This is a genomic window from Paenibacillus sp. FSL K6-1096, from assembly GCF_037977055.1.
Lineage (GTDB): Bacteria > Bacillota > Bacilli > Paenibacillales > Paenibacillaceae > Paenibacillus_AQ.
This window is the reverse complement of record NZ_CP150274.1, coordinates 4,112,241-4,135,350: the sequence shown is the minus strand read 5'-3', so window position 1 is coordinate 4,135,350 and position 23,110 is coordinate 4,112,241. Positions and strand designations below refer to the sequence as shown.

At 57.4% G+C, this 23,110-nt stretch carries 24 protein-coding genes; 12 read left to right on the top strand and 12 right to left on the bottom strand.

Annotated features, from left to right (window positions below; genetic code table 11):
• Nucleotides 1–119: 119 nt before the first annotated feature.
• The 4 genes from MHI24_RS18455 to MHI24_RS18440 are packed head-to-tail and all read left to right on the top strand — an operon-like array spanning nt 120 to nt 3,163.
• Nucleotides 120–1,190 carry an ABC transporter substrate-binding protein gene (locus MHI24_RS18455; RefSeq protein WP_238650751.1) on the top strand — a complete coding sequence of 357 codons (1,071 nt, stop codon included), beginning with the start codon at nt 120–122 and terminating at the stop codon, nt 1,188–1,190.
• A gap of 50 nt (nt 1,191–1,240) precedes the next feature.
• Nucleotides 1,241–1,534: an MTH1187 family thiamine-binding protein gene (locus MHI24_RS18450; RefSeq protein WP_340020987.1), complete on the top strand. Its 294-nt coding sequence runs from the start codon at nt 1,241–1,243 to the stop codon at nt 1,532–1,534.
• Nucleotides 1,531–2,292: an ABC transporter permease gene (locus MHI24_RS18445; RefSeq protein ID WP_340020985.1), complete on the top strand. Its 762-nt coding sequence runs from the start codon at nt 1,531–1,533 to the stop codon at nt 2,290–2,292. The genes MHI24_RS18450 and MHI24_RS18445 overlap by 4 nt, the downstream gene beginning before the upstream one ends.
• A 43-nt stretch (nt 2,293–2,335) precedes the next feature.
• Nucleotides 2,336–3,163 (top strand): ABC transporter ATP-binding protein, encoded by an 828-nt coding sequence (locus tag MHI24_RS18440; RefSeq protein ID WP_340026724.1) that lies wholly within the window; start codon nt 2,336–2,338, stop codon nt 3,161–3,163.
• A gap of 718 nt (nt 3,164–3,881) precedes the next feature.
• On the opposite strand, the gene MHI24_RS18435 is transcribed toward MHI24_RS18440, so the two are convergent.
• From MHI24_RS18435 to MHI24_RS18395, 9 genes are all read right to left on the bottom strand, one after another.
• Nucleotides 3,882–4,484 (bottom strand): response regulator transcription factor, encoded by a 603-nt coding sequence (locus MHI24_RS18435; RefSeq protein ID WP_340020984.1) that lies wholly within the window; start codon nt 4,482–4,484, stop codon nt 3,882–3,884.
• Nucleotides 4,481–5,635, bottom strand: a complete 1,155-nt coding sequence (locus MHI24_RS18430) for a sensor histidine kinase (RefSeq protein WP_340020983.1) — start codon at nt 5,633–5,635, stop codon at nt 4,481–4,483. Before MHI24_RS18430 ends, MHI24_RS18435 begins: the two co-directional genes overlap by 4 nt.
• Nucleotides 5,636–5,641: 6 nt before the next feature.
• Nucleotides 5,642–6,379, bottom strand: coding sequence for an ABC transporter permease (locus MHI24_RS18425; protein ID WP_340020982.1), 738 nt, complete (start codon nt 6,377–6,379; stop codon nt 5,642–5,644).
• Nucleotides 6,379–7,290 carry an ABC transporter ATP-binding protein gene (locus MHI24_RS18420; RefSeq protein WP_340020981.1) on the bottom strand — a complete coding sequence of 304 codons (912 nt, stop codon included), beginning with the start codon at nt 7,288–7,290 and terminating at the stop codon, nt 6,379–6,381. The genes MHI24_RS18425 and MHI24_RS18420 overlap by 1 nt, the downstream gene beginning before the upstream one ends.
• 129 nt (nt 7,291–7,419) lie before the next feature.
• The gene (locus tag MHI24_RS18415; RefSeq protein ID WP_340020980.1) at nt 7,420–8,010 is read right to left on the bottom strand and encodes a TetR/AcrR family transcriptional regulator; all 591 of its coding nucleotides are present in this window, start codon (nt 8,008–8,010) and stop codon (nt 7,420–7,422) included.
• A 92-nt stretch (nt 8,011–8,102) separates the two neighbouring features.
• A complete protein-coding gene (locus MHI24_RS18410) occupies nt 8,103–9,365 on the bottom strand; it encodes a prolyl oligopeptidase family serine peptidase (protein WP_340020979.1) in 1,263 nt (420 codons plus the stop codon).
• A 550-nt stretch (nt 9,366–9,915) separates the two neighbouring features.
• Entirely contained in the window at nt 9,916–10,047 is a 132-nt protein-coding gene (locus tag MHI24_RS18405; RefSeq protein ID WP_340020978.1) for a hypothetical protein, read from the bottom strand.
• A 62-nt stretch (nt 10,048–10,109) separates the two neighbouring features.
• Nucleotides 10,110–10,862, bottom strand: coding sequence for an oxygen-insensitive NADPH nitroreductase (gene nfsA / locus MHI24_RS18400; protein WP_340020977.1), 753 nt, complete (start codon nt 10,860–10,862; stop codon nt 10,110–10,112).
• A 107-nt stretch (nt 10,863–10,969) separates the two neighbouring features.
• Nucleotides 10,970–12,313 (bottom strand): PLP-dependent aminotransferase family protein, encoded by a 1,344-nt coding sequence (locus MHI24_RS18395; RefSeq protein WP_340020976.1) that lies wholly within the window; start codon nt 12,311–12,313, stop codon nt 10,970–10,972.
• A gap of 182 nt (nt 12,314–12,495) precedes the next feature.
• On the opposite strand from MHI24_RS18395, the gene MHI24_RS18390 reads away from it, so the two are divergent.
• A complete protein-coding gene (locus MHI24_RS18390) occupies nt 12,496–13,440 on the top strand; it encodes a DMT family transporter (RefSeq protein WP_340020975.1) in 945 nt (314 codons plus the stop codon).
• Nucleotides 13,441–13,521: 81 nt separating this feature from the next.
• On the opposite strand, the gene MHI24_RS18385 is transcribed toward MHI24_RS18390, so the two are convergent.
• The 3 genes from MHI24_RS18385 to MHI24_RS18375 form a co-directional block, all read right to left on the bottom strand.
• Nucleotides 13,522–15,975, bottom strand: a complete 2,454-nt coding sequence (locus MHI24_RS18385; protein ID WP_340020974.1) for a heavy metal translocating P-type ATPase — start codon at nt 15,973–15,975, stop codon at nt 13,522–13,524.
• A 113-nt stretch (nt 15,976–16,088) separates the two neighbouring features.
• Entirely contained in the window at nt 16,089–16,289 is a 201-nt protein-coding gene (locus tag MHI24_RS18380) for a copper ion binding protein (protein WP_340020973.1), read from the bottom strand.
• Between the two features lie 33 nt (nt 16,290–16,322).
• Nucleotides 16,323–16,601 (bottom strand): metal-sensitive transcriptional regulator, encoded by a 279-nt coding sequence (locus tag MHI24_RS18375; protein WP_238650971.1) that lies wholly within the window; start codon nt 16,599–16,601, stop codon nt 16,323–16,325.
• A 305-nt stretch (nt 16,602–16,906) separates the two neighbouring features.
• Here MHI24_RS18375 and MHI24_RS18370 point away from each other — a divergent pair, with 305 nt between their 5' ends.
• From MHI24_RS18370 to MHI24_RS18340, 7 genes are all read left to right on the top strand, one after another.
• Nucleotides 16,907–18,427 carry an MDR family MFS transporter gene (locus MHI24_RS18370; RefSeq protein WP_340020972.1) on the top strand — a complete coding sequence of 507 codons (1,521 nt, stop codon included), beginning with the start codon at nt 16,907–16,909 and terminating at the stop codon, nt 18,425–18,427.
• A gap of 4 nt (nt 18,428–18,431) precedes the next feature.
• Complete coding sequence (locus tag MHI24_RS18365) at nt 18,432–18,995, top strand: PadR family transcriptional regulator (protein ID WP_340020971.1); 564 nt, start codon at nt 18,432–18,434, stop codon at nt 18,993–18,995.
• A gap of 176 nt (nt 18,996–19,171) precedes the next feature.
• Complete coding sequence (locus tag MHI24_RS18360; RefSeq protein ID WP_340020970.1) at nt 19,172–19,384, top strand: hypothetical protein; 213 nt, start codon at nt 19,172–19,174, stop codon at nt 19,382–19,384.
• Nucleotides 19,385–19,842: 458 nt separating this feature from the next.
• Entirely contained in the window at nt 19,843–21,150 is a 1,308-nt protein-coding gene (locus MHI24_RS18355; RefSeq protein WP_340020969.1) for a hypothetical protein, read from the top strand.
• Between the two features lie 2 nt (nt 21,151–21,152).
• Nucleotides 21,153–21,749 (top strand): signal peptidase I, encoded by a 597-nt coding sequence (locus tag MHI24_RS18350; protein WP_340020968.1) that lies wholly within the window; start codon nt 21,153–21,155, stop codon nt 21,747–21,749.
• A gap of 75 nt (nt 21,750–21,824) precedes the next feature.
• Nucleotides 21,825–22,421 carry a TasA family protein gene (locus MHI24_RS18345; RefSeq protein ID WP_340020967.1) on the top strand — a complete coding sequence of 199 codons (597 nt, stop codon included), beginning with the start codon at nt 21,825–21,827 and terminating at the stop codon, nt 22,419–22,421.
• Nucleotides 22,422–22,457: 36 nt separating this feature from the next.
• The gene (locus tag MHI24_RS18340) at nt 22,458–23,048 is read left to right on the top strand and encodes a TasA family protein (protein ID WP_340020966.1); all 591 of its coding nucleotides are present in this window, start codon (nt 22,458–22,460) and stop codon (nt 23,046–23,048) included.
• Nucleotides 23,049–23,110 lie beyond the last annotated feature (62 nt).

Genomic DNA, 23,110 nt, shown 5'->3' with positions numbered 1-23,110 from the left:
CTTATATTTCGCGCTGAAACAGATCCGTCCTTCTAGGACGGCAAGCCGTTTCCACTTGGTGGTATTGGTTATACTGAATGTTGGCAGAACAGGGATTGCTGGAAGGAGAGAGAAGAGAAATGGGAGTCAAAAAAACAGTCACACTACTGCTCAGCTCCATCCTGCTGCTTACCGTAGCGGGCTGCGGAGGCGGGAACAACAGCGGGAATGCCGGAGCCAGCGCGCCTGCCGCCGGGAACAGCACGGCCGCCCCTGAAGCCAGCGCGGCGGCGACCGATGCGCCCAAGGCGCTCACCCCGGTCAAGATCGCCCTGGACTGGACGCCGAACACGAACCATACGGGCCTGTATGCAGCGAAGGAGCTGGGCTATTACGCGGAGGAGGGCCTGGACGTGGAGATTGTCCAGCCGGGCGCGGCCGGAGCGGACACGATGGTGACCTCGGGCGAAGCCCAGTTCGGCATCAGCGCCCAGGAGGCGCTCACCCTGGCCCGGCTGCAGGATGTGCCGCTGGTGTCGATTGCTGCGATCATTCAGCATAACACCTCCGGCTTCGCGGCTCCGAAGGACCGCAACATCAAGACGCCGAAGGACTTCGAGGGCAAAACCTACGGCGGCTGGGGCTCGCCTGCGGAAGAGGCAGCCATGAAGGCAATCATGGACCCTGAAGGCGGGGATGTGTCCAAGGTGAAGCTGGTGAATATCGGCGAGGCTGACTTTTTCACAGCGGTGAAGCGCGATATTGATTTCGCCTGGATCTTCTACGCCTGGACCGGGGTAGAGGCCGAGCTGCGCGGCGAGCCGCTGGATATGCTGTACCTGAAGGATTACGCGCCGCAGCTGGATTACTACACTCCGGTACTGACGACCAGCGAGAAGGAGATCGCCGAGCATCCTGAGGTAGTCAAGGCCTTCCTTAAGGCTACATCCAAGGGCTATCAGTACGCTATCGACAACCCGGAGGAAGCCGCAACAGTCTTGTCCGATGCTGTACCGGATCTGGACCCTAAGCTGGTGCTGGCCAGCCAGAAATGGCTCAGCCCGAAATATAAAGACGATGCCCCGCGCTGGGGAGAGCAGAAGCTCGAAATCTGGAAGAATTATGCCGACTGGATGTATGGCCTGAAGCTGCTGGATAAGCCGCTGGATGCGGAGAGCACGTTTACGAATGAATTTTTGCCGGAGCAATAATGACCCGTATAACGGGAATCTTATTCTTATACTGAGAGGAATGATTCATCATGGCTAACACACTGCTGAGCATTCAGGTAATTCCGAAGACCCCGAACAACGAGGATTCTATCCCTTACGTAGACACGGCCATCGAGGTCATTCAGAAGTCGGGCGTGAAGCATCAGGTGAACCCGCTGGAGACCACGATGGAAGGCGAGCTGCCCGAGCTGCTGGAGATTGTCCGTGAGATGCATGAAGCGCTGATCGCTTCCGGCAGCCCAAGTGTGATCTCGCAGATCAAGATCGCCCACAATCCGGGCGGCATCAGCATGGATAAGCTGACGGAGAAATACCGGCCGTGAGAGGCACCTGGAAGCTAGTGTGGCCGCCCGTTGTGGCGGTCCTCTTTTTTGTGGGGATCTGGCAGCTCTCGGTCATACTGTTCGACATCCCGGCGTACCAGTTGCCCAGCCCTGCGGATATCGCGCGTGAGTCCAGGAACAACGCCGCCGGAATCTGGGAGCATACCGCCGCCACCCTGCGGCTGACCCTGATCGGCTTCCCGGTCGGCACCGGCATCGGCCTGCTTACGGCCCTGCTGCTGCATCTGCTGCCCTGGCTGAAGCGGGCAATCTATCCGCTGCTGATTCTCAGCCAGAACGTGCCTTCCCTTGCGCTGGCCCCGCTGCTGATTATCTGGTTCGGCTTTGGCCTGCTGCCCAAGATCATCCTGATCACCCTCGTCTGCTTCTTCCCGGTGGCTGTTGCAGCCATGGGCGGGCTGGCTCAAAGTGACCGGGTGATGATGAATTATATGAAGATGGCCGGGGCGGGCAAGTGGCAGATCTTCACCAAGCTGGAGCTGCCGGGCTCGCTGCCCTCCCTGTTCTCTGGCCTCAAAATCTCGGCCACCTACGCCGTCATGGGCGCGGTGGTTGCCGAGTGGATCGGCGCCGACAAGGGTATCGGCTACTATCTGCTGCTGCAGAAGGCCTCCTACCGTGCGGACCGGATGTTCGTAGGGATCGTCATCATCGTACTGCTGAGTCTGGTGCTGTTCGCACTGATTGCCCTGCTGGAGCGGTGGCTGGTGCGCTGGAAGCCGCGCAAGGAAGCATAACCCACAAGAATGGAGGCGGACCGGAGTGTCTGAGCTTACGAGGATTGAACTGGAGAAGGCGGACGGCGACGCACGCCTGTATAGAGGGAGCTTGCCGCCTGCACTTGAAGTCAGCGGCATCAGCAAGTCGTTCAAGCACCGCCGCCGGGAGACGCAGGTGCTGGATCAGGTGTCCCTGACCGTGGAGCCGCAGGAATTCGTCTCCATTGTCGGCCCGTCCGGCTGCGGCAAAAGCACGCTGTTCCACATCATCGGCGGCCTTACGCTGCCGGATGCCGGAACCGTGAGCATGAACGGGCTCGCGGTGACCGGGCAGCGCGGCCGGATCAGCTATATGCCGCAGCAGCCCGCGCTGTTCCCGTGGCGGAGCATAGAGGACAACGTCCTGCTCGGTGCGGAGCTGGAAGGCGGCTCGGCGCCGCCGGAGCTGCGCAAGGCCGCGCGCCACTGGCTGGCGAAGGCCGGCCTCGGCGGCTTCGAGCGGGCCTACCCGCACATGCTGTCCGGCGGGATGCAGCAGCGCGCCGCCTTCCTGCGGGCGATGCTCGCGCCGCAGGAGCTGATGCTGCTCGATGAGCCGTTCAGCGCGCTGGACGCGCTGACCCGCGAGCAGATGCAGCGCTGGCTGCTGGAGCTGTGGGAGGAGAACCGCCGCTCGGTGCTGTTCATCACCCACAATATTGAAGAGGCGCTGCTGCTCTCCAGCCGCATCTACGTGTTCTCCGGGCGTCCCGGCTCGGTCCTCCACACGGTGGAGGTGCCGTTCCCGCGCCCGCGCCGCGAAGAGATCGCCGATACGCCGGAGTTCCTCCAGCTCAAGCGCCAGCTCTCGCGCTGGATGCGCGAGGAGCAGGAGAAGAGCCGGAGCTAAGAGGGCTGTTCGGTGGCTCCTCGCGTTCGTTACTTAGCTGGAACGGTTACGCCCTTTGCCTTTGCTACGCGTATCTGCAAGGCGTTCTTGACTTGGCACCACCTGTAGTCTGTAGCGGCATCACTCTGCCTGATTGTATTTCCTGCAATAGATTCGGCAATCATCCAGGTAATATTCCAATCTGCTGTATATCGTACAGCAGATTTTTGTTTATTTGCCCAAAAACACCACTTTCGCAGACTTCTACTGTACAGAATACAACAGGTTCGAGTCTGCTGCGGATTCAGGGGACATCTGTTGTATAAAATACAGTCGGGCTAACCATTCCACCCATAGCTGTATTTCGTGCAATTAAAAACAGCCAAAAGCATAGTTTGTCTGCTATAACTGTAATTGGTACAACTAAATTAGCCCCATATGGGCGAAAACCAGGATATCCAGTTAGTTTAATTGCACCAAATACAGCTATATGGAGTTTCGGCGGTACATCAGACGATTTAGTTGTACAGAGTGCATGTAGCACATCTCATCATATAGCGAAACTGTCCGTTTAAGACCTGGCTTCCCACACACATTACACATCCTGCACTTTTGTACACTCACTGTCCGCTACCTCCTGCCCTACAACCAGCCCTGCACCTTATACACTCACCGTCCAACACCTCCTGCCCTACAATCAGCCCTGTACCTTTGTACACTCACTGCCCGCCTACGCCCCCTACATCCACCCCTTCTCCTCCGCCAGCCGCACCGCTTCGATCCGGGTCTTCACCTCCAGCTTGCCGAGGATCTCGGAGATGTAGTTGCGGACGGTGCCGTAAGAGAGGTGAAGCGCCGAGGCGATCTCACTGGCGCTCCGTCCGGCTCCCGCGAGCCGCAGAATCTCCCGCTCCCGCTCCGACAGCGGATTCTCCTCGCGCAGGCTGCCGAAGACCAGCTCCGGCGATACCTCCCGCCCCCCGTTAACCACGCGGCGGATCGCCTCCGCCAGCTTGTCCACCGGCTCATCCTTCAGCAGATAGCCCTGAATCCCGGCCTTCACCCCGCGCTCGAAGTATCCGGGACGGGCGAAGGTGGTCAGGATAATAATCTTGGTGGCACTGCCCCGCGATTTCAGCAGCTCTGCCACCTCCAGGCCACTCATCAGCGGCATCTCGATATCCATCAGGCACACATCCGGCTGAAGCCGCTCAATTAGAGCCAGCGCCTCCGCCCCGTCCCCGGCCTCGCCCGCCACCTCCATATCGTCCTCCAGCTCCAGCAGTGCTGCCATCGCCCCGCGCAGCAGCCGCTGATCTTCAGCGATTATGATGCTGATCATGCCGTCTCCCCATCCTTTCTGTCCTTGACCGCTCTGGGTACCGTCACTGTCAGCAACGTTCCCCCGCTGGTCCCTGGCCCCAGCGTCAAGGAGCCGTCGATCAGGGCCAGCCGCTCAGCCATCCCCTTCATGCCGTTGCCGTCCCCGCGCCCGCTCGTCCCGGAACCAGAACAATCTACGCCGATTCCGTTATCCTCCACCGTAATCCGCACCTCGCCGGGCAGCAGCGCGATACCGATCCGGCACACATCCGCACCGCTATGCTTGACGATGTTGGTGACCCCCTCCTTAATGCAGAGGCTTAAGATATTCTGCGTCAGATCAGAGACGCCCGGCAGCGCGGCATCGCCCTCTACCTCCAGCGTAATCTCGGCGCTGCGCAGCATCTCTTCCGCCGCTGCCAGCTCCTCGGCTACAGTGACCGCCCGCATCTCCGAGACCAACTCGCGCACCTGGCGCAGCGCGGCCCGCGAGGTCCGCTGGATCTCACGCGCCTCCGCCTGCGCCCGCTCGGGATTCTTCACCACCATTTTCTCAATAAGCTGGCTCTTCAAGGTAATCAGCGACAACGTGTGCCCCATCGTATCATGCAGATCCCGGGCGATGCGCATCCGTTCCTCGCGCTTGACCATTTCCTTAATCCGCTCATTGGCCTGATCCAGCTCCTTCTCCAGCACCCGCCGACGGTTAATCGAGCGGATACCGAAGGGAGTGATCAGCATCATCAGCACGAAGGGCAGCATGAACAGGATATCGAGGCCGTGCATCTGCGGCAGGTAGAACAGACCCACCAGTCCGATCAGCACGGCGGCGAACACTGCCAATGCCCGCTTGAAGCGGCGCACATCGGTATACCAGCCGATGAAGTTACTGGTGAAGAAGCCCATATAAAAGTTGTAGGGACTGTAGACAACAGTTAACACGACAATAATCAGTAACTGCAGCCCCAGCCAGGCCGTATACGCCTTCTCGGTCACCCAGTAGAGCTGGCGGTACGCCACCAGGAACAGCAGCAGCAGCGCATACCCTCCCATCAGCTTGTAGCCGCTGTAGCCATCCAGGTTCAGCACCGGGAACACCAGATAGATCAGCCAGATATAGGGGAAGAAACCGATCTTTTCGGGAAAAACCCGGAACTGCTTACGCGCCATTATGGATTACACCGCTTCCTGTTTTTTTCGGATATAAACCGATAATAACATAAATACGGCCAGGTAACCGGCCAGCAGCAGCATGGCCTTCCACTGCGGGGCCTCTCCCGCCACAATCGCCCAGGCTCCATCTCCGTAATTGTAAGACGGCAGCCAGTGCCCGATCTTCTGCAGCAGCTTCGGCATAATCTCCAGAGGCATCCACATGCCCCCGGCCACCGCCAGCCCCATATAGAGCACATTGCTCACCCCGCTGGCCGTATCCACCCGCTTCATCGACCCGATAATCGTACCCAGCGCCAGAAAAGGCAGCGCCCCCGCCAGCAGCCACACCCCGCTAAGCAGCCACTGCGCCGCCGTCAGCGACACCCCGTTGATCAGATACCCCGCTGCAAAAATACATAGGATCGAGAACAGATGCATGACGCTCTGGCCGAACATTTTGCCGATAAAATAGACTGAGGACGGCAGCGGTGTAATCCGCATGAACGTATTCCAGCCCATAGTCTGCTCCTGCACCAGCCGGATGCCAAGCGTCATAATCGCCGAGCCCATCACACTGAAGGCCGCCATCGACATCAGATAATGCGCCTGCCACTGCTTCACATCGTCCGTCCCTGTATTCACCACCCGGGTAAAAATAAAATAGAACATGATCGGCATCAGCAGCGACCAGAACACATAATAGGGATTGCGGATAATCCGCAGCAGCTCTGCTCTGCACTGGTTCATCATCGGTTTCATTAGTGTGCCGCCTCCTCTTGATTCATGGTCAGCTGCTCGAACGCTTCATCCAGCTTGCCCTGGTCGATCTGAACATCCTTCACTGCCAGCCCGTTCACAAAAATAGCCCGCAGCGTCTCATCCGTATTCTCCGTTGTTACATGCAGCCGCCCCTCCTTCTCGAAGCAAGCCTCGACGGCTGGAAGCTCCAGCAACTGACTGCGCAGAAGCCGCGGGTCGCCGAGCGGCCGGAAGGACAGCGACTTTTTCACAAGCCTCGACTTAATCTCGTCCGGGCTGCCGTCCGCCGCCAGCACGCCACGGTTGAACAGCAGAATCCGGTCCGCGATATCCTCCGCCTCCTGCAGGTAATGGGTGGTGAAGAGGATTGTCTTACCCTGCGCGGCCAGTTCCCTAACCCTATTCCAGAACTGCCGCCGGGCGGTCGTATCCATGCCCACCGTCGGTTCGTCCAAAAACAGCAGATCCGGGTTGCCCGCCAGCGCCAGCGCAAAGCTGAGACTGCGCTTCTGTCCACCGGAGAGCTTCTCCGCATAGCGGTTCAGATCGTCCGCCCCCAGCCCGGTGGCCTGGAGCAGAACGTCCATCTCCATCGGCTGCGCATAATAGCTGCGGATCAGGGCCAGCAGCTCGCGGACCTTCAGCCGGTCCATGACACTGACCTCCTGCAGCATGGCGCCGGTCCGCTGCTTCACCTTGGCCTCCTTGGGCGGAAGCCCGAATACCTTCACGCTTCCCTGCGTAGGTTCAAGCAGCCCCAGGAGCATCGCAATCGTTGTAGTTTTCCCGGCTCCGTTCGGCCCAAGCAATGCTGTGACCGAGCCGCGGCCGATGGTAAAGCTGACTTGATTGACGGCCTGCTTATCGTGGAAGCTTTTACTGACATTCTGCAATTCGATGACTTGATCCATCTGTATCCCTCCGTAATCTGTTGCCCTTTGGCTATATTGCTATAGTACCGGAGGCGGGAGAGGAACATCAGTATGGACTGTCACCGGTTTAAAATGACAACTGTCACCTGCGTTATGTATAGAGAGTTCTTAATGCCCGAATTGCACATGCAAGATGGCTTGTCCAAGTGTCTCCAGGAGCGTGCTTCCTCCCCGGGGGTCATTAGCCCAATAAAAGACGGCTGTGCGGATCGCCGCAAGCAGCATCGAGGCAAGCAGCGCCGGTTGCAGGTCAAGCTTCGCATCCTTTGAGGTGCGGGCTGCAATGACCCGGGCGAGGTCCTGCTCAATCTCGATCTCCACCTTCCGCGTTGCGCCGATTAATGCGGGATCATCCCGGAGAAGGCCGACACGCGCCAGCCATTGCCGGTCCGGGGCTTCGGAGAAGCCGGCCAGCACTGCGGCCCGGACCGAATCCGCAAGCGGTTCATCATGCGGACGTCCGGCCAGGGTAGCCGCCAGCCGCTCGGCACGCTCATAAGCATTGCCGACAATCGCCGCCTCCTTGGACGCAAAATAGTTATTGAACGTTCGCATAGACACATTGGCGGCTACGGCAATATCCTCCACCCGGACCTGTGCGACTCCCCGTTCAAGCGCGAGCTTAAGCGCGGCTTCACTGAGTGTCCGCCGGGTCTCTTCCTTCTTGCGTTCTCTCAAGCCCTGTTTTTCATTCGTCATGTCACTCTATTGCTCCATTCCTGTATGTAGTTACAGGTCTGCGGTGCTGCCATTGCAGTCCCGCAGACCCGTTATTTTCTTGCGGAGTAAATTTATTGCGGTACCGGAACTTGAAGGTTATAACCCAGCACCTCATCCAGCCAGTCAAACATCACCTGGAAGCTAAGCGGCAGATTGTTCAATTGGCAGTGCAGATCGGCGCCATCCTCTTCGGTCCCTTTGAAGATCGCATTCTTCTCATTCGGGGCCTTCTCGTAAGTGTCTATCGCCTGCCGCTGCATCTCGGGATGCTCCGCTTCCGAATACATGGAGAGCAGGGGACACTTGACGTCTTGCGGATCAACCTCCATCACTTCTCCGGCTGAACCATGCCACTCGGCAATGCTGTCCAAGCCATGAGACCAGGCTAATCCGGCGAACAGGACCTGACCGGTATATGGCATCTTCTTGCTCTGCTCAGCAGCTTCTTCTGAGGTTCCCCTCAGGAACGAAGGCATCCCGCGTTCAATGAAGGTGGCCATAGAATATACAGGCGAGTTAGGAACTGCCGCTGCGAAGCGGTCATCACAGTTTGCATGAACCATTGTCTTGGCCCCGCCATAGCTCATGCCGCTGACCACCAGCCGCTCAGGATCCACATCCGGACGGGCCAGAACGAAATCCGTGGTGGCTCTGTAGACATTATACAGCTCCTCGCGCGGGAAGTTCCGGGCCGTTGCCTCAGGCTCGTAGAACCGGACACATACATCATAAGGAAGGTCTACAATCAGGGCGTTATATCCCCGGTCGATGGCCGCCTGCCCGCCGAGAAAGTAAGTGTCCTCCTTGTGGGTCTCCCCGCCGTTATGAAAGATAATTGTCGGCTTGGGCGCATCGCCGTGTTCTGCCTTCAGGAAGCAGCCTGGGAACTTATACCCCTTGTATTCGACCTCGACCCATTCATGGGGAATCTGCTCAGACTTCGCATCCAGCGCCTTGCGGAAGCATTCCACACTTTTGCCGTGATACCGAGCGAAATCCGGTTCCCCGGGAAAAGCTCCATAGAAGGCCGCCCGGTAATACGAGTGGGCACGGATAAAGGCCTCGCTGGCGCTGATCAGATGGCCCTTGTTCAGGCAGTTCTCCGCCGTTGCTTCGATTTTAACGGCTTCCTTCTCGAATTCCGTCTTCCAGCTGGCCATAGAGTTCGGATCGATGTTCCGTGCAAGCTTAAATACTTCCCCCTGTGACACACCGCCGCAATGTACGAACGACAGCAGCCACTGGAAGGTGAACTCAATATCATCCCGCTCAAAGAACACCTTATGCGTCAACCGTGCAGCCACCTTAGTCTCTTGTCCGTCTACCTGTACCATACCATTCTCCTCCTTCTTGAATCTATTGTTTCAAGATCAGCCGCAGCAGACCAGCCGCGAAACAGAAGAGGGAATTAGGCTACGGCGCGATTCCGGGCCCGGTTGTTGGCGTCCAGCGAAATTCTGCCTCTTGCCAAATTTTAGCACCATCCTCAAATTTTCGCAACACGCAAATTTTCTTTAAATGCAATTTTGCTGTTAATGCAAAATAATCAAACGGAAGAATATCCTTCCGCTCGCCTCGGCTTGCTCACCTTCACTCAAACCCATTGTATTCGGTTTTCGACATACATCCGACCCGACCACCCTTCCAGTTGCACATTGTATGTTGTTTTCCACATACATTCGCCCCGGTCCACCACGCAGTAGCACATCTTAGCGGCGTTCTGCCTACCTCTGACCAATTTTGAGGGTTTGCACTTTCACCAACCGCTTGCTTATATCGGTATGGAGCAACATTGTTGCAGTTTTTGCAGGATTTATCCAGGACATGCTACTGGCTGCGGTGCAATGTTGCAGTTTCTGCAGGAATTTTGGTGTTTTGAGCAGGTTAAGTCTGAGATTGCTGCATTTGGTGCAGGATTTCTGCATTGGCCGCTTCTATTGGGCAGCATTGTTGCATTTTTAGCAGGATTTCTCCAGACATGTTACTGGCTGCGGTGCAATGTTGCATCATTGCCACTTGCGCCCCTCCAACCCAAAAAAGCCTCCCCCGCTGACCACGGAGAAGGCCTCACCAAATCTCTACCTTTGCATGAATCCCTTACCCAGCAGGAATTCCTTCATGTGCAGCCGCGCGGGCTGGGCCTGGCGCTTCGCCATGACCTCCGACCAGGAGGCTGCGCTCTGGCCGCCGGTCCGCTCCCGCATATAGTCGCTGGAGATCGCGTCGTATAACCGGGCCTGCTCTACTGCCGCTTCAGCGTTGTAGGCGTTGCGGTGCAGCACCGCCGCTTGCGGCAGGCGCGGGCGGATGCCGTTCACGGCGGCCGGATAGCCGAGGCACATGCCGAACACCGGATAGACCAGCTCCGGCAGGCCGAGCAGTTCGGATGCCTTGGCGATCTCATTGCGGATACCGCCGATGTACACGATGCCAAGGCCCAGCGATTCAGCGGCCACGGCCGCATTCTGCGCGGCCAGCGCGACATCGACTGTAGCCACGATCAGATTCTCGGTCGTGTCCTCATACGAGGGGACTCCCGCAAGATGCGGGGCCGCCGCTTCCCGCAGGCGGTACAGGTCGGCGCACCAGACCAGGAACACCGGGCACTGCTCGATGTACGCCTGATTGCCCGACAAGGCCGATAGCTGGGCCTTAAGGGCAGGCTCTGTCACGGCAATCACCGTGTAAGCCTGGACATTGCTGGAGGTTGAGGCCATCTGGCCCGCTCCGATTACCGCTGCCAGCACCTCTTCACTGACCGGCTTGTCCTGATACTGGCGGACAGAGGTATGGCGGTTCAGCAGCTCAATGGTTTCGTTTGTAGGGTTCATTATCGTTCGCCTCTTTTCAATCGGTTATAGGCATATTATGACGATATCCTGAGACTCATACAACTGCAAGCGTCCTGGAGGAATGCAGCCGGTACCGCCCGTTGCCGCTACCTCCCCCTCCCGCGCTTCACCTCCTCGACAATCGCCCGGATTCCTTCATCAATCTGCCCCAGCCCGGCCCGGGAAATACTGATGCGCAGGAATTTATCCCGGTTCCGCTCACCGGATAAGTAGAACCCGTTCCCGGGCACCACCCGGATCTTCCGCTCGCCCAGCCGCCGGACCAGACGCTCCAGATTAACGGTCACCGGCAGCTTGAACTGGATATAGATGCCGGAGCTGTCCGCAGAGGCTTCAATGAGGCCTTCCGTATTATGCCGCCTGAGCGCCGCATAGACCGCGCGGATTCTGGCCGCATACATGGCCTTCAGCTTATGCCGGTGGTGTCCGTACATGCCGTTCTTAATATAGACCTCCAGCGCAGCCTGCGACAGCAACGAGGTATCGGTGTACCCCTTGTAGGCGCGGAAGGCTTCCAGCAGCGGCTCCGGGACCACAACAGCACCGAGTCTGAGGCCGGGGAAGATGATTTTGGAGAAGCTTTTGAGATAAATCACATGGGAGGTCTGGTCATACGCATAGATCGGATCATAACGCCGTCCGATGCCCAGATCAGCCATATAATCATCTTCGGCGATGTAGACATCGTATTTGGCCGCAAGTAGAGCAATCGCCCGGCGCTCCTCTGCACTGTAGGTGGTCCCCAGCGGATTATGATACCTCGGCATCGTGTAAAATAACTTGAATCTCCCGCCCGCCAACCGCTCCTCCAGCTCCTGCAAATCGATACCGGCCGCCGAACGCCGGATACCGCTGACCGGCAATCCTTCCGCCTCCAGATACCGCAGATAGATATCGTACCCCGGCTGCTCGACCAGAATGTCCGTCCGCCCGCTCGGGAACGGCATTCGCGCCAGAATCTCAAGCGCCTGCTGAATTCCGGAGGTGATCAGAATCCGCTCCGCCTTGGCGAATACCTGATACTCGGCCAGATGGGCCACCAGGGTGCGGCGCAGCGAATCCAGCCCCAGCGCATCTCCATACGTGAACAGATGATACTTGTACTGGTCAATCGCCTTATTGAGGCAATGCTGGAAATCGAGATAAGGGAACACATTCAAATCCGGCGAAGCCGAAGCAAAGTCGGTCTCCCCGCTGCTGCCCCCAGCTTCAGGCTCTTCAGCCTTCTCTACCATGTAATAGCCGCTCTGCGGAATCGAGTAGATCATGTGGGTCCGCTCCAGCTCCCCGTAAGCCCGCAGAATGGTGCTGATACTGCATCCGTAGATTTCTGCGGCCCGGCGTACAGACGGCAGCTTGTCCCCGGGACGGTACTGCCCTTCCCTCATCCCCCGCTCCATCTCCGTGAGCACCTGATGATATTTGTTCATCGCCCGCCTCCCGTATGCCTTTTATATGGCGTTCTGCTGCCTATTGTATCCTACACTTTGCCCCTTAATTATACAGAAAACCACGAACTGTACCGGTACAGTTTCATAAATCTTGCCTTGTTGCCGGGCATGCTTTGCTTTAATTTTTAAGTATCACTTAACACAACAAGGAGTTGCACCCTATGCCAAAACAAGGACTCAAGCTGGCCTACAGCTTCGCCGTACTCAACGCATTCATTATCGGCTTCTCATTTCTGTTCACCAAGGTGGCGCTGGTTCATGCCGGACCGCTGGATACGCTGACCTTCCGCTTTGCCGCCTCTTTTGCCGTCATGTCGGTTCCGGTCGCCTTCGGCTGGGTCAAGGTCTCCTACCGGGGCAAGCCGGTGGGCCGGGCGCTGCTGCTGGCAGCGATGTATCCGCTGGGCTTCTTCACCCTTCAGGTGTTCGGGCTTCAGCACGCCACCTCAGCCGAAGGCGGGATTCTGTATTCGTTCACCCCGGTGGTGACGATGATTATCGCCGGGGTTTTCCTGAAGGAGAAGACGACATTGCCGCAAAAGCTGTGTATTTTCCTCTCAGTCTTCGGCGTAGTGTTCATCTTCATCATGAAGGGGAGCCGCATCGATTTGTCCAATATGACCGGGATCGTGCTGCTGTTCCTGACCTGTCTTGCGTTTGCAGGGTACAGTGTACTGGCCCGCTCGCTGTCCAGCCACTTCAGCCCGTCTGAGCTTAGCTACCTGCTGATGGGTACAGGCTTCGCCACCTTCCTGATCATCTCGCTCACCGGACATGCAGCCAGCGGAACGCTTGGGGATTTCCTCAGTCCGCTGAAGAGCGGCACCTTCATTCTGTCCGCACTGTATCTGGGGGTCATCGCTTCGCTGGTTACCACCTTGACCTCCACCTATATTTTATCCAAAATCGAGGCCTCGCTCATGAGCGTATTCAGCAACCTCTCCACCATCGTCTCCATTGCTGCGGGCGCGTTCTTCCTGAACGAAGAAATTACCGTCTATCACGGGATTGGCTCAGCGCTCATCATCGCAGGAGTCATAGGCACGAACTTATTGGGCCGGCAAAAGAAAGCCGCGAACCCCGCACCCGCCCGCAGCCAGCATTAACGCAAAACAGCCCTAAGAACCGCCGGCATACGCACCGGCGGTTCTTAGGGACTGCTATATCTGCTGCGCCCCGCACGCTCCTTACAACTTGACCCGCTGCAGCCGCAGCGCGTTCAGCACCACCGATACCGAGCTGAAGGCCATCGCGGCTCCGGCCAGCCAAGGGGCCAGGAAGCCCAGCGCGGCAACGGGAATGCCCAAGGTATTGTAAGCCAGCGCCCAGAACAGGTTCTGCTTGATATTGCGCATTGTTTTGCGGCTCATCAGGATAGCATCGGCTATTCCCATCAGGTCGCCGCGCATCAGCGTGATATCCGCAGCTTCCATCGCTACATCGGTGCCGGTGCCGATCGCCATGCCTGTATCAGCGGTCGCCAGCGCCGGCGCATCGTTGATGCCGTCCCCGACCATGGCGACCTTGACCCCGCCGCTCTGGAGCCTGCGGATCTCGGCCGCCTTGCCCTCCGGCAGCACCTCGGCCAGCACCGTACGGATGCCCGCCTGATCGGCAATTGCCTTCGCCGTCACCTTGTTGTCTCCGGTAATCATCACGACCTCTATGCCCATGTCGTGCAGCCGGGCGACAGCCTCGCGTGAGGTGGTCTTTATGGTGTCCGCCACAGCGACAACGCCTGCGATGGCATCATCGAGTGAGACCAGCATCGCCGTTTTGCCTTCCTGCTCCAGCCGGGTCATGATGTCCAGCCAGGCTTCGATTTCAAGCCCGTTCTCCCGCATCATCCGCCGGGTGCCTACGCTGACCTTCTGGCCTGCGACCACAGCCGTAACGCCACGGCCCGGCACCGCCTCGAACTGCTCGGCGGGCGGAAGCTCGATCCCCCGGCTCTGTGCAGCGGCGACTATGGCGTCGGCCAGCGGATGCTCCGACAGCTTCTCCGCCGCCGCCGTAACCGACAGCAGCCGGTTCTCGGCCAGCACTTTGCCGTGGGCAGCAATACCGGTGGTTGCCACGATATCGGTCAGCACAGGCTTGCCGTTGGTGACTGTACCGGTTTTATCGACTACAACCACCTTCACACCCTGCGCGGCCTCCAGATGCTCCCCGCCCTTGAACAGAATGCCGAACTCGGCGGCCCGGCCCGAACCTGCCATGATGGAGGTCGGCGTAGCCAGCCCCAGTGCGCACGGGCAGGCAATGACAAGCACCGCAATTGCCTTCTCCAGCGCCTCGGCGAACTGTCCCGGCGCGCCCCAGATATACCAGACGGCGAAGGTTACAGCGGCAATGCCGACCACGATCGGCACGAAAATCCCGGAGATCACATCGGCAACCCGCTGAATCGGGGCCTTCGAGCCCTGCGCCTCTTCCACGACCCGGATGATCTGGGCCAGGGCCGTGTCCCGGCCAACCTTCTTGGCTCTGATCCGCAGCATTCCGTTCTTGTTCAGCGTAGCGCCTATTACGGAGTCACCCGGCTTCTTCTCCACCGGAATACTCTCGCCTGTAAGCATCGATTCATCAACAGCAGACAGCCCCTCGACCACTTCCCCGTCAACAGGCACCTTCGTGCCCGGCTTCACCAGCACAATGTCCCCAATTATGACATCCTCAACTGGAATGCTCAGCTCTGCACCTTCCCGCTCGACCAGCGCCGTCTTGGCCTGCAGCCCCATCAGGCTGCGGATCGCATCCGATGAACGGCCCTTGGCCAGCGCCTCGAACCATTTGCCGACCAGGATCAGCGTAATCAGCACCGCACTGGTCTCAAAATACAATTCCACAGTATGATGCATCCCGCTCATGCTCAGTGAATCGATGGTCAGATACAGGCTGTAGAAATAAGCGGCAGATGTACCCAGCACCACCAGCACATCCATATTGGCACTGCCGTTCTTCAGCGCTTTATAAGCACTGACGTAGAACTGCCAGCCGATCAGGAACTGGACTGGAGTCGCCAGCACCAGCTGGAACCACGGATTCATGAATAGCTCAGGCGTCCAGATCCAGGAGGTGAACGAGAAGTGGCCGGCCATCGCCCAGAGCAGCGGCAGCGACAGAATGGCAGATAAGATCCATTTGTTCCGCTTGTGGGCAATCTCCGCTCCGCGCTGGCTGGCAATGTCCTTGCGGTCCTGCTTCAGCGCTGCCTTGTAGCCGATGCTGCTAACCTTATCTATAATCTCGGCTGTGCTGATGTTGCCCGGCGAATACTCCACATGGGCGGTCTCCAGCGCCAGATTCACATTCACGGCTGCAATTCCCGGCATCCGTCCCAGCACCTTCTCTATCCGGGCGGAACAGGCGGCACAGGTCATGCCGGTAATATCGAAATCCGCCGATTCCTTCAGCGTGTCATATCCGAGCGAACGGATCTTCTCCTCTAACTGCGGCACCCCGGCCACCGCCGGATCATATCCAACCGTGGCCTGCTCCAGCGCCAGATTGACGTTGGCATGGGATACTCCCTCCATACGGGACAGGCCCTTCTCTATCCGCGTGGCGCAGGCAGAGCAGGTCATGCCGGTAATCTGCAGGGTAGCCTGCTCCTTGGCGGCTTCTGCACTCTTTTCCATCCTCAAGCACCTCCGTATACCCCCAAGGGGTATAAATCTATTGAAAAGAAAAGGCATTGGGCCAGCTCCCTCTTCAGGGTTCCCGGCTCCAAGCCCTCCCATTACATTCACGCTTATACTACGTCGTAGCCCTGATCCTCAATGGCCGCCTTGATCTTATCCAGGCTAACCTTAGCCTCGTCATATTCAACCGCCACCGTCTTCGCCGGCAGGTCTACCTTCGCCGCAGCCCCTGCACCGCTAACCGCCTTCTCTACCGCACTGACACAATGACCGCAGGACATGCCTTCAACCTTCAATACTACGTTCGACATTTGAATTCCCTCCTGATATTTATTGTTGAATCTCTATTTCATCAGCTTCCCGACCGTAACCAGCAGCTCATCGATAACCTCATGCTCTCCGGCTTCGATGCGCTCAACAATACAGCTCTTCATATGGCCTTCCAGCAGAAGCTTCCCGACGCTGTTCAGCGCCGCCTGTACCGCCGCGAGCTGATTAAGTACATCATCGCAGTAGGTATCACGCTCAATCATCCCTTTCACTCCGCGGATCTGCCCCTCAATCCGGTTCAGCCGGGCCGTCAGCCCGTTCTTGAATTCCGGCGAGTGATGGCTCTTGCGCACCCCGGAAGCGGCAGGGTGACAGGCTTCGCCGCACTCCTGTCCGGCGGGTCCTTTCTCATTCGTTGACACACGAATCAGCCTCCTTACGTCCTACTATAATATACCCCCCATGGGTATGTCAAGCATCTCCCGGGAATAAAGTGTTGACCGATAAGGAATACCAATTACAATGGGTAAGCCTCCCTTAAGAAGACCTTGCCGGACTCCTGGTACAAGCGCTTAGCGAAAAAGATTGACCCCCTATTCAAATTTGAATATAATAAGTCTCGAACTTATACTTACGCCACCAAAGGAGTCTGAACAACATGCACACCAAAGAGAGCAATCTGAAGCTCGTCGTTGCCGGGCTGCTGCTCGGCATTCTGATGTCGGCCATGGATAATACAATTGTTGCCGCAGCGATGGGCACGATTGTCTCCGACCTGGGAGGCTTGGACAAAATTGTCTGGGTCACCTCCGCCTATATGGTCATGGTTATGGCCGGAACCCCGATCTTCGGCAAGCTGTCCGATATGTACGGACGCAAGCGGTTCTACATTTTCGGGCTGATCGTCTTCCTGATCGGCTCCGCACTGTGCGGAACGGCGGCCAGCATCACCCAGCTCAGCATTTACCGCGCGATTCAGGGGATTGGCGGGGGTGCGCTGATGCCGATTGCGTTTACGATTGTATTTGATATTTTTCCGCCGCAGCAGCGGGGCAAGCTAACCGGACTATTTGGAGCCGTCTTCGGGATATCCAGTGTTATCGGGCCTCTGCTAGGTGCGTATATCACCGAATACGTCAACTGGAACTGGATCTTCTATATTAACCTGCCGATTGGGGTCGTCTCGTTCTTCCTCATTATCTACTTCTACAAGGAGTCGGTCATCCACAGCAAGCAGCGGATTGACTGGGGCGGTGCCTTCACCCTCGTGGCAGGCATTATCTGCCTGATGTTCGCACTGGAGCTTGGCGGCAATGAGTACCCTTGGGATTCAGCAGCCATTCTTGGATTGTTCGGCGGCTTCGCCGTCTTCCTTATTGCTTTCATTCTTATTGAAAAATCCGCCGCCGAACCGGTCATCTCCTTCGCCATGTTCCGCAAGCGCCTGTTCGCCACCAGCAGTATTCTGGGGCTTTTCTACGGCTCGGCGTTCATTGTTGCGACAGTGTATATCCCGATATACGTGCAGGGGGTATATGGCGGCTCGGCCACCAACTCCGGCCTGATCCTCATGCCGATGATGATCGGCACCGTAGTCGGCAGCCAGTCCGGCGGTCTGCTTACGACCCGGACCAGCTTCCGCAATATTATGCTGCTGTCGGCGGTATGCTTCGTGGCCGGGATCTATCTGCTCAGCACACTGACACCGGACACCTCCCGGCTGCTGCTGAATGTCTTCATGGCCTTGACCGGCTTCGGTGTCGGATTCTCCTTCTCGGTGCTCAGCCTGTCATCCATCCAGCATTTCGATATGCGCCAGCGGGGCTCGGCTACTTCAACCAGCACCTTCCTGCGCTCGCTTGGCATGACACTCGGCATTACCATCTTCGGGATCATCCAGCGCAACCGCTTCGCCTCGGAGCTGAGCACCGGACTCGGCGGAGGAGACCAGGCTTCCTCCTTCAGCGATCCGCGTGCCGCATTGACGCCTGAAGCACGGGCCCAGATTCCTGCACCTGTCCTGGAGAAGATTACGAATGCATTGTCCTCGTCCATCGCGCATACTTTTCTGTGGGCGCTGGTGCCGGCGGTGCTGACGGTGGTCTTCGTCCTGCTGATGCCGAAGGACCGGCTGCTGCCTCAAGGGGGCCAGCCTGCTATCGATAACGAACGGAGGTAAGCCGATGCCGATGAAGCTGGTGATTCTGGGCCTTCTGCAGGAGCGGAATATGCATCCTTACGAGATCACCCTGGTCATGAAGGACCGTGCTATGGATCAGGTGATCAAGATGCAGACCGGGTCCGTGTATTATGCGGTTGATAAGCTGGCCGCAGGCGGCCATATCGAAGCGGTTGAGGTCATTCACAGCCCGGACCGTCCGGACAAAACAATCTACAGGATCACAGACAAAGGCAAAGCCTTCATGGAGCAGCTCATTATACAGCAGATCCGCAAAAACGATCCCATGTACCATCCGGTACATATCGCCTTGTCGCTCATGCATATGATTGACCAGGAGAAGGTTGCCAAGCTGCTGGAGGAGCGCATCCATAAGGCGGAGCATCAGGTGAACCTGGCATACCAGCTGTACGAGGAGCACATTTCTGTGGTGCCCCGCTCGGTGCTGCATCTGATGTACGGCAGATATGAGCATTGCCAGACGGAGCTGAAATGGCTGAAGCGCCTGCAAGCGGATGTGGTTGCGCGCAGGCTGAATGATACCGGCACGCCGATTACTCCAGACTAAGCTTGGCTTCTTTTTAGGGGATTGTCCCTTCTGCATTTACCGGCAGAGCGGACAATTCCCCTTTTGTTTGGGAGGAGACTCCCCCTGGATGTAGGTCTGCTTGCTGGAATTGTTGTTTAACGGGCTGGATTTGTGTTTATTAGGGAGCAAACTCTGAAAAAGGGAAGTGAATCCAGATGAGCGAGGACAAAAAGCCGGTCCAAGACGACCGCGACCACCCGGAGCAATACCCCACGGAGCAGCCCAGCCTGTTCGATCAGGATGAGGAACAGCAGCATGTAGACCCGATTCCGGTCGAGGATCTGACCCTGGAGCAGCAGGAAGAGAAGGACAAGGAAGGCACGAAGCACCGCTCCTCCAGCGACAGGAAATACCATACCGGATTCTAGGGCTCAGTTGCACCCGGTAAGAGCCGCAAGCGGTCGTTGAGGAGCCATAGGCAGTCGCACCCGCAGGCCCGGGACACCTGCTTTCACGGAATCAGAGGGATTATCCCTCTGATTCTTCGCGCTGCCTGGCCGGATGCCCTCATTCGCATCGCCAGCCGACTTCCCTAATTCAAGTGCACTTATGCTCCTCACACCCGCTCCACAGCCCCTCCCCCACTCTCCCACACCTATCCGCGCCTCCTTTTGTTCTCTATAAAGAACATTTGTGAAAAACAGCGTTCTATGGAGAGAACGAACGATAATTCAAATTTTTCCTGCTTTATCGGGAATATTTCGCGGAAATTAACATTTTTCTTTTGCAGGGCGCGCAGTGTATGATTTCTTTACGATATCGTTCTTAATTAAGAACGAATATAAAGAACCATCTGTCAATATGCAAGGGAAGGGGGCTGACGAGGATGTACCCCAGATCCGCCAAAAGGCGCAAACGGAAGCACCGGAAGCTTGGCCTGCGGATGCTGCAGTCAGGAGTGGCCGTATCTGTACTGCTTCTGTACACATCAGGCCAGATTGGCAGTACGTACGGAGGATTCAACACCTCCCAGGAACAGAATAGCTCGATCGGACTCTGCTCCGTGTTCCCCGGGGAGATTGAACGGCTGCTGACCGAATTCAGCGGACATCTGCGTACCCTCAGGGAGCTAAAGGCTTCCCTTCACGGCTATAGTGTTAGCGGAGCATACAATTATTCTTTTAACAATGGAGAAATGTCACAAGAAGGCTTATCCCAGGCCGCAGAGGATGTCTCAGCCCAGCTGCTTCAGGCCGGTAGTGAACTCAACGCACTGGATATGCAGCTGAGCCTCAACGCCGGGGTATGGCAGCAGATTCTGCAGGAGACCCGGCAGGCCGCGGCCATCCTGCAACAACTCGGAGGGTATATGGAGAATCTCGACCCGGGCTGCCTGGAAATCCGTGATGTCCGGTTCTTCGGGCAGATCGAGGAGAGTCTGCAATCCAGCGGCATTCTGTCGGAATCCTTGAACGAGACGTTAAGCGGAATTATGCATTATCTGAATTCGATTCATGACCTCGGCGGATCATTGCCGACCAGCAATCCTGACCGCGTGCTGCTGCAGAAGGACCCCGGCTTCGGCAAAAGAGAGCCTGTCCCGAATGTCACGGCAGCTGTCTACAGCGATGATTCGGGAGTAGCGCCTGAGCTTCAGGCCTTCTACAGCGGTCTCAATACAGAGATGACCGCCGCCAAGGAGGACCTGGCCTCCACGATCAGCAGCCTGCAGCAGAAGCAGATAGAGATTGCCGAAGCCCAGGCGGCCCTGCAGGATAAGGCCAAGGCGCTTGAGCAGGCCAAAGAAGAAGCCGCAGCGGAGCAGGCGAAGCAACAGCAGGCTGAAGAACAAGCGCAAGCCGGAGGCGCCGCTCCCTCGCCCGCACCTTCCGGCACGCCTCCCCCAGCCGGACCGCCCGGGGAGGAAGCGCCCGCAGCACAGCCAGGTCCAGATCCGCAGGCAGGCGGACAGCCTGACCCGGCGCAGACGAAGGCTCCCCAGCCAGAGGCGGCCGCACCGGTCCCATCCGCTACACCGGACGTTACAGCCGGCCCGGGGCTACCGCTCCCGGAGGTCACCGATGGAACAACACCCGTCAATGAACCAGAGGGCGGGCAGTCCGCTGCAACACCGGCACCTGTAGACTCACCTTCACCTGCACCATCATCCGATATCAGCAAAGGCGGCGATTAACAATGCGTATCCGCAAGATAGCCAGCACGGCGGTTTCTGCACTGATCCTATTGATTTTCCTGGTGCTTATCACCGCAGTAATCATCTCCAAAGCCTCGGGCGGCGAGCCCTCCTTCTTCGGCTACCAGATCAAAACCGTCTTATCCGGCTCCATGGAGCCTGGCATCAAGACCGGTTCCATTGTAGCGATCAAGCCGGGAGGGGACATGACCCGCTTCCAGAAGGGCGATGTCATCACTTTTCTGAACCCCGACAATCTCCTGATTACCCACCGCATCGTCGCTGCCGAGCTTAACAGCGCGCTGGGGGAAGCCAGCTATACCACCAAGGGCGACAATAACGATGCCGCCGATACCGCAGCAGTCAGCTCGAAGAATGTGGTAGGCCAATATACCGGCGTGACCGTCCCCTATGTGGGGTATGCCATGAATTTCGCGGTGTCCAGAGCCGGAAGCGTGGTGCTGATGATTGTTCCGGGACTGCTGCTGCTGATCTATGCGCTGTACACCTCCTGGAAGGCCGTTGCTGCCATTGAAGCCAAGCCCAAGACTCCACCCGCAGCAGGCGGGCCGGATGAGCTGCCGGAGCTGATGCCATAAGATGATTGTACTCTCCCGTTTACGTAACGCGGAGCCACAATAACTTTTCAAGAACTATGAGAGAGGGATGAACACATGAATGTCAAAAAAACACTAGGTCTCGGCGTTGTATCGGCAGCTTTAGGCTTAACACTGGTCGGCGGAGGCACCTTCGCTTACTTCAGCAGCACCTCAACCAGTTCGGCTTCTTTTAACAATGGCACTTTATCACTACAATCGGACCCTTCCGTCATCGTCAATCTCAGCAACCTCAAGCCGGGAGATACCGTTCTAAGAGACTTCAAACTGAAAAATGACGGGTCGCTGAACATTCCCAAAGTCGTGCTGCACACCTCATCCACCATTACAGATGCCCTGGGCGACAACGGCGCACATAATTTCAAGGACGATATTATTGTGACCTTCCTCGTCAACAAGGATAAATTGACCACACCACTGCTGGTCATCTCCCTTGCTGATCTGGAGAGCCAGAGTCCTGATCTGGTCGCACGGGGAATTCTCGGAGCCATCCTCGGCGGTGAGAAGTCCGGCATTAAGGCAGGCACCTCCGACAATCTGACCATCCAGTTCGCCTTCAAGGAGACTCTCCAGCCGCAGAATTATTACCAGGGCGATTCGCTGGCGCTGACCTTGAACTTTGAAGCCAGCCAGGAGGCAGGCACGCAGAAGTAAATCCCTAACTAACATAATCTAAGGAGGAATTCAATCATGGGTATCAAAAAAACACTGGGTCTTGGCGCAGCATCGGCAGCACTGGGATTATCTCTGATCGGGGGAGGCACCTTCGCATACTTCAGCTCGACCGCTACCAGCACGGCCACCTTCGCGGCAGGCACACTGAAGCTCGGCTCTTCCTTCAATACTCCCGTAGCCTTAAGCAACCTGAAGCCGGGCGATTATACGGTCCGCACCTTCACCCTGTCCAATGAAGGCACGCTGGATATCAAATTCCTCAAGCTGGCCACCAGCTATACCGTAACCGATGCCAAGGGGGATAACGCGGGCCAGGATCTCGGAGCCCACTTCAAGGTCAAGCTGCTCAAGGATTCGTATACCAGCGGCTCCACGGACGGATATGTGCTCTCCGAGGTCACGCTGAAGGATCTGAAGAATATCCCGAGCTACGATCTTGTGACTCTTGGGGCCTTGCCGGGCGGAATCAGCGCCGCACAGTCCAAAACCTTCAAGGTCGCCTTCGAATTCGTGGACAACGGCCAGGACCAGAACGCCTTTCAGGGAGACAGCCTGGCGCTGAACTGGACCTTCGATGCCCTGCAGGGCATCGGGGAAGCTAAATAGCAGAAACTGGCACACAATGAATGCGGCACGTCCCGGACCTCTGGCGGGATGTGCCGTTTTGC

Excerpts from the sequence above, each read along its gene's own strand:
- nfsA (WP_340020977.1), bottom strand. The coding sequence starts at position 10,862 with ATGAACCCTACAAACGAAACCATTGAGCTGCTGAACCGCCATACCTCT.
- MHI24_RS18455 (WP_238650751.1), top strand. The coding sequence starts at position 120 with ATGGGAGTCAAAAAAACAGTCACACTACTGCTCAGCTCCATCCTGCTG.
- MHI24_RS18360 (WP_340020970.1), top strand. The coding sequence starts at position 19,172 with ATGAGCGAGGACAAAAAGCCGGTCCAAGACGACCGCGACCACCCGGAG.
- MHI24_RS18390 (WP_340020975.1), top strand. The coding sequence starts at position 12,496 with ATGCCAAAACAAGGACTCAAGCTGGCCTACAGCTTCGCCGTACTCAAC.
- MHI24_RS18345 (WP_340020967.1), top strand. The coding sequence starts at position 21,825 with ATGAATGTCAAAAAAACACTAGGTCTCGGCGTTGTATCGGCAGCTTTA.
- MHI24_RS18395 (WP_340020976.1), bottom strand. The coding sequence starts at position 12,313 with ATGAACAAATATCATCAGGTGCTCACGGAGATGGAGCGGGGGATGAGG.
- MHI24_RS18365 (WP_340020971.1), top strand. The coding sequence starts at position 18,432 with ATGCCGATGAAGCTGGTGATTCTGGGCCTTCTGCAGGAGCGGAATATG.
- MHI24_RS18420 (WP_340020981.1), bottom strand. The coding sequence starts at position 7,290 with ATGGATCAAGTCATCGAATTGCAGAATGTCAGTAAAAGCTTCCACGAT.
- MHI24_RS18430 (WP_340020983.1), bottom strand. The coding sequence starts at position 5,635 with ATGGCGCGTAAGCAGTTCCGGGTTTTTCCCGAAAAGATCGGTTTCTTC.
- MHI24_RS18380 (WP_340020973.1), bottom strand. The coding sequence starts at position 16,289 with ATGTCGAACGTAGTATTGAAGGTTGAAGGCATGTCCTGCGGTCATTGT.
- MHI24_RS18450 (WP_340020987.1), top strand. The coding sequence starts at position 1,241 with ATGGCTAACACACTGCTGAGCATTCAGGTAATTCCGAAGACCCCGAAC.
- MHI24_RS18370 (WP_340020972.1), top strand. The coding sequence starts at position 16,907 with ATGCACACCAAAGAGAGCAATCTGAAGCTCGTCGTTGCCGGGCTGCTG.
- MHI24_RS18340 (WP_340020966.1), top strand. The coding sequence starts at position 22,458 with ATGGGTATCAAAAAAACACTGGGTCTTGGCGCAGCATCGGCAGCACTG.
- MHI24_RS18415 (WP_340020980.1), bottom strand. The coding sequence starts at position 8,010 with ATGACGAATGAAAAACAGGGCTTGAGAGAACGCAAGAAGGAAGAGACC.
- MHI24_RS18410 (WP_340020979.1), bottom strand. The coding sequence starts at position 9,365 with ATGGTACAGGTAGACGGACAAGAGACTAAGGTGGCTGCACGGTTGACG.
- MHI24_RS18425 (WP_340020982.1), bottom strand. The coding sequence starts at position 6,379 with ATGAAACCGATGATGAACCAGTGCAGAGCAGAGCTGCTGCGGATTATC.
- MHI24_RS18435 (WP_340020984.1), bottom strand. The coding sequence starts at position 4,484 with ATGATCAGCATCATAATCGCTGAAGATCAGCGGCTGCTGCGCGGGGCG.
- MHI24_RS18385 (WP_340020974.1), bottom strand. The coding sequence starts at position 15,975 with ATGGAAAAGAGTGCAGAAGCCGCCAAGGAGCAGGCTACCCTGCAGATT.
- MHI24_RS18350 (WP_340020968.1), top strand. The coding sequence starts at position 21,153 with ATGCGTATCCGCAAGATAGCCAGCACGGCGGTTTCTGCACTGATCCTA.
- MHI24_RS18355 (WP_340020969.1), top strand. The coding sequence starts at position 19,843 with ATGTACCCCAGATCCGCCAAAAGGCGCAAACGGAAGCACCGGAAGCTT.